Source organism: Clostridium sp. (assembly GCF_036643715.1).
In the GTDB taxonomy this organism is placed as follows: Bacteria; Bacillota; Clostridia; order Clostridiales; family Clostridiaceae; genus Clostridium.
The window spans coordinates 1-5,590 of sequence record NZ_JAVXRL010000088.1 but is presented as its reverse complement, the minus strand read 5'-3'; the positions used below and the strand labels follow the sequence as shown (position 1 = coordinate 5,590).

Below are 5,590 nucleotides of genomic sequence, written 5' to 3'. Positions count from 1 at the left end.
GAAGATAAAATAAAATAAAAATGAGGGAATTTATATTGTGAAACTTTTAAACAATATCCCTCATTTCCATTTATCTTATACGTGTTTTTTACCTTTTCAATTGTTTTAACTTCTACTCCATATTCTCTTTCTATATCTATTTTTATTTTTTCTTTATCCATATATTACTCCCACAGCAATTGTTTATTTTTATTATATGAATTTTTTTAATTTAATGTGATTTCATTCACAAAAAATGCTTTATATAATATTTTATAATATAGAGTGTGATTTGAGGTGTTATAATGAAAATCTGCATAGATGCTAGAAGTGTAAACTTGCACGAAGGTACAGGAATAGGTACTTATACTAAAAATCTTATTTCAGAAATGATAAACATAAATAAAGAAGATGTTTTTAATCTAATTTGGACCGGTAAATGTAAAGAACAATTTTTAAAAGATAATACGAATCTAACTTTATGTTCTGGCAGACATGGTAGTTTTTTTGAAAATCACTATATTCCAAATTTAATTAAAGAAAAAGAAATCGAGTTATATCATATTCCTCAAAATGGTATCGGATTCCCCTTTGATTATGATGTAAATACAGTAGTTACCATTCACGACTTAATACCTTATATAATGCCTGAAACTGTTGGACCTGGTTATTTAAAAAGATTTTTAAGAGATATGCCAAATATAATAGATAAGTCAAAAGGAATTCTTACTGTTTCAGAATATTCAAAGAGAGATATTTTAAGATTTTTCAAAGGATATCCAGAAGATAAAATTTTCGTAACTCCACTTTCTGCAAATTATGAATTCAAGCCAATGGATAAGAATATTTGTAGAGATGTAATTAATAAAAGATTTAACTTTGATTGTCCTTATATTTTATATATAGGAGGCTTCAGTTCTAGAAAGAATGTTAAAGGAATAATTGATGCTTTTTCTAAAGTTTATAAAAGTTTAAATAAAGACTACAAACTTTTACTTGGTGGTTCATTAAAAGATGAGGGAATAAGTTTAAAACAATATGTTGAAAAACTTAATTTAGAAGATAAAGTTATTTTTACTGGCTTTTTAGATAACAGCGACTTACCTATACTTTATAATGGTGCTGATGTATTTGTATATCCTTCATACTACGAGGGCTTTGGACTCCCTCCATTAGAAGCTATGAGCTGTAGAACTTGCGTTATAACATCTAATGTTACATCTATACCTGAAGTGACTAAAGATTCAGCAATTTTAATAAATCCAAATATTGAAGGTGAATTAAGTAATTCATTATATGAAGTTTTAAGCAATGATTCTTTAAGAGAAGAATTAAGTGAATATGGATATAAAAGAAGCCTCCAATTTTCATGGAGGCAAACTGCACAAAATACCTTAGACGCTTATAAAAGCATTTTAGATACCACTCTTTAATAGATCTTCCTTAATCTTTATATAATCATCATACTGTTCAATTTCAGGAGCTTTCTTGTATATGTTACTCATAACAACAAGAGGGCTCTTTCCTTCGAAATTTTTAACTTCTTTTTCTATTTCTGTGCTCTTATATGTGTAAAGATAGCTTGGGAAGAATTCACCTTCCTTAGCATATTTTAATGCTAAATCAGTATTATTTGTTACAGATTCTAAAAATGTATTTATTAGTTTTATATTGCTTCCATCACTATTTAATACTGCAAAATTCTCACCTTCTGAAACATAAAACCTATTGCCACCAATTTTGCTTGCTGGGGCATTATTAGCAGTCCATGCACACTTTACATCAAGGCTCATAAATTGTTTCATACCATTAATTGATGAAATAGCACCAAAGTATCCATCATTTGATGTTTTAGTTAATACATTTTCATCTCTAAGTTTCTTTATATTATCTTTTACAGCATCCTCTGTCTTATCTTTACTAGTTCCATATTCCATGTTTTGCATTATAAGTAATGATTCTAAATCATTAAGATCCTTACCTACAGCACTTAATCCTTTATACTTGCCTTTACTTTTCTTATATATATCTTTAGATACCTTTATCAAATCATCCCAAGTATTTATATCAGAATTTGTATATCCATATTCCTTCAGTACATCTTCTCTTAAATACAACACTAAAGGATTACTAGTAGCTGGTATTGCAACTATTTGATCATCTATAGTTACTTCTTTAATTCTACTTTCTGGGAAATTCATTTTATAAGTGTTAACTAAACTTCCTTCATTAGCCACCTGTATAGTATGTTTATCGATAACTTTAGTTAAATCATTACTATTTAATTGAACTATATTAGGTAAATCTTTTTTATTAGTATTAATTAATTTATCGAAATAATCTTTACTACTTACATTTACTACTTCAATATTAACTTTTTTATTAGATTCTTCAAATTTCTCTGCTGCTTCTTTTATATAAGAGTATGTATATTCATCTCCCCATATAGTTATATTTCCACTTACAACCTTATTTCTATCTTGACCAAAATGATTTATAGCTAGTATTGATAAAAATACTACAACTACAAATATAATTATCGCTTTAAAATTCCACTTCATCTAATCAGTCCTCTTCGCTTTAATTAATACTTTGTTTTTTCTCTTTATATAAATTATACCTATTATTACTGCTAAAAATCCACATATTAATTTTGTTGTAATATATATTAATGTTATCTCTTTCGATTCACTAGCTACAAAACCAAGCTGACCACCAAGAACATAAGCACCTCCAACCGAAAATGCTGTACATAATATTTTACCTTTACTATCTAATTCTTCAAAAGTTGAAAATACAACTATTGCAGATGCTAAGCTTCCAATAAATGCTACTATTGAATTTTCACTTATATCAAATTTTTTACTAATCCCTTTAAGCTTACTTTTTAATATTCTCTTTATTACTTCAAGTAATACGTAAGCTCCGCCTAAGAATATTGCTATTCTTCCAACTATATTTAAAGTTTCATCTAACGGCATTAAATTGTCCATTATAACTATTCCACTAATTGATTGGAATCCTTGAATTGCAATTCCTATAATGCTTATAATTACTATTCCTTTTCCAAATACATTTAATATACTTATTGTAATATTACTTGAATAAAAAATACCAAAGCTTAATATTAGTGCAATTATAATTATAGGCAATAAATTAATTATAATTAACTTCGCAGGTATTTTAAGCATCAATCCACCAAAAAATAATCCTATTGGCAACGTTATAATTCCAAATACAATTCCAGTAAATAGCTCTTTTCTACTATCCTTTCTCACTATTCCAAGTGCTAAAGGAAGAGTAAAGCTAAGTGTACACCCAAGAGTGGATGCCATTAATACACCCGCAAAGTGTACCATACTATCATTAACTGCAATATTTTGAGATACATTAAAAGCTCCCATATCAATTGCTATAATACTTGATATAAATATAGATGGATCTATACCAATACTTTTAGATAAAGGAACTAGAAATAATTCTAGTCCCTCTGTAATAACTGGTGTTAATGATATTATCCCAACCATTGATATTGCAAGTGGTCCCATTGTTTTTATTCCACTTTCAAAGTAATTTCCTAAATTAAGTTTATTTCCTATTATATAATCTACTGCCCCAATAATAAAAAATATAGATATAATATATAATATTAAATTTTCCATAACCCCTCTATTCCCCCATAACTTATGCTACTAAGTTCTTTATCCACTTATTTGATCTCATTCTTTTAAAGCATGCAACTGCTTTTGTTATTTCTTCAAAAGTACATAGTGCATAAACTAAGTACACTGGAAGATTAAATACAAAGGCACCAACTAGTGCTAAAGGAACTCCAATACACCACATTGTTATACCTTCTATTAAGAAAGATACTTTAACATCTCCCCCACCTCTTAAAACTCCAACAATTGCTATTATGTTATACACTCTAACTATCATTACAAGTGAAGTTACATAAAGTATTAACTTAGACCACACTTTAACTTGCTCTGATACATCATATATTGATACTACTGCATTTGCTGAAAGTGATAGTGAAACTGCAATAATAATTCCGATAACAGTTCCAATAACAAGGAAGTTTTTACCGTATTCCTTTGCCTTATCATATTCACCTTTTCCAACTTTAGCTCCAACCATTACAAGTGCTGCGTTACCTATACCAAATATAACAACCATAAATAAGTTATTAATAGTTGTTGCTATCTGTACTGATGCAATCGCTTGAGTTCCTATTCTTCCGTAAATAACGTTATACATTACAGAGCCTAGTCCCCAACATGCCTCATTTAATAATACAGGTAATATCGTAATCCATATTCTCTTTGCAAAAGAAAAGTCAAAAGAAAATAATTCTTTTACATTAGCTGCAAGCATGTTTTTGCTATAATAAACGTATCCAACCATTATTATAAATTCTATAACTCTTGCTATTAAAGTTGCAATTGCCGCTCCTTCAACACCAAGTTTTGGCATTCCGAAGTTACCAAATATAAGACAGTAATTTAAAACAGTATTTGTAAGTAGTGCAATTGAACTTGCAACCATTGGTACTGCTGTCTTTTCAATGCATCTTGATGCAATACCATAATTAAATGTTATTGCAGTAAATATATAACTTATCGAAACTATAACTAAATATTCTGCTCCTAATTTTATAACCTGTCCATCTTTATTGAAAATACTTATTATACCTTCTGGTGCTACTTGTGCTATTAATGTAAATATACCTCCAACTACAATGGCAGCTATAAGTCCTATCCCAACTAATTTTTTTATATTTTTATCATCTTTTTTACCAAAATATTGAGATATAAATATTCCTATACCGCTAAATAATCCCATTATCAAAATATTTAAAAGAAAGAAATATTGATTTGCAATACCAACTGCTGCAATTTCATTCTCTCCAAGTTTTCCAATCATCATTGTATCTACAATATTAAGTGATGATGTAATAAAGTTTTGTATTACTATTGGTAATGCTATTACTAATGCTTTTTTATAAAAAGCTTTGTCCATTTTAAAAATTCTCGTCATTATTCCCTCACTTATGTTTAATTTTTAGTATAATATGCAATTCCTATACTTCCCGGACCTACATGAAGTCCTATTATAGGTCCTATTGACTCTAATAATATTTCAGTTTCAATACCCTCTTCATTAAGTCTTTTTTTCAATTCTTCTCTTAAAATTTTTCCTTCTTTTTCACAATTAATATGATGAACAGTTATTCCTAACACACCATTACTTTTAATATCTGAAATTACTGAATCAATAATAGTATTTATCGCTTTTCTTCTTGTTCTAACTTTATTAAAGACTGTTGTTTTTCCATCTTCAACTGTAAGTATTGGAACAATTTTTAACATACTTCCAAAAAGTGCAGCTGCACTTCCAATTCTTCCGCCCTTTTTTAAATATTTTAAAGTTTCTGGCATGAATAAAAATTTACTATTCTCTATTACATTATTTACTCTATTTAAAACGTCTTCTATACAAAGAGATTCCTTTGCAGCTTTTGCAGCCTCAATAACTGCATATCCTGTCTGCATGCAATTACTTCTTGAATCTATTATATATATTTCACTATTTTCAAATTCTTCTAATA

The 5,590-nt window shown here is 28.2% G+C and carries 5 protein-coding genes; 1 reads left to right on the top strand and 4 read right to left on the bottom strand.

The window, feature by feature from the left end; genetic code table 11:
* Positions 1 to 284 precede the first annotated feature (284 nt).
* Complete coding sequence (locus RSF37_RS14710; protein WP_332565132.1) at positions 285 to 1,412, top strand: glycosyltransferase family 4 protein; 1,128 nt, start codon at positions 285 to 287, stop codon at positions 1,410 to 1,412.
* Here the strand turns inward: RSF37_RS14710 and RSF37_RS14705 are convergent.
* The 4 genes from RSF37_RS14705 to RSF37_RS14690 form a co-directional block, all read right to left on the bottom strand.
* The gene (locus tag RSF37_RS14705; RefSeq protein ID WP_332565131.1) at positions 1,395 to 2,540 is read right to left on the bottom strand and encodes an ABC transporter substrate-binding protein; all 1,146 of its coding nucleotides are present in this window, start codon (positions 2,538 to 2,540) and stop codon (positions 1,395 to 1,397) included. The two genes, RSF37_RS14710 and RSF37_RS14705, sit on opposite strands and share 18 nt — an antisense overlap.
* On the bottom strand, positions 2,541 to 3,641 hold the full coding sequence (eutH, locus tag RSF37_RS14700; RefSeq protein WP_332565130.1) for an ethanolamine utilization protein EutH: 1,101 nt from the start codon (positions 3,639 to 3,641) through the stop codon (positions 2,541 to 2,543). It lies immediately after the preceding gene.
* Positions 3,642 to 3,663: 22 nt separating this feature from the next.
* Positions 3,664 to 5,019: an MATE family efflux transporter gene (locus tag RSF37_RS14695; protein WP_332565129.1), complete on the bottom strand. Its 1,356-nt coding sequence runs from the start codon at positions 5,017 to 5,019 to the stop codon at positions 3,664 to 3,666.
* Positions 5,020 to 5,036: 17 nt separating this feature from the next.
* Positions 5,037 to 5,590 (bottom strand): DegV family protein (locus tag RSF37_RS14690; RefSeq protein WP_332565128.1); only part of this gene is annotated, 554 nt, incomplete at its 5' end.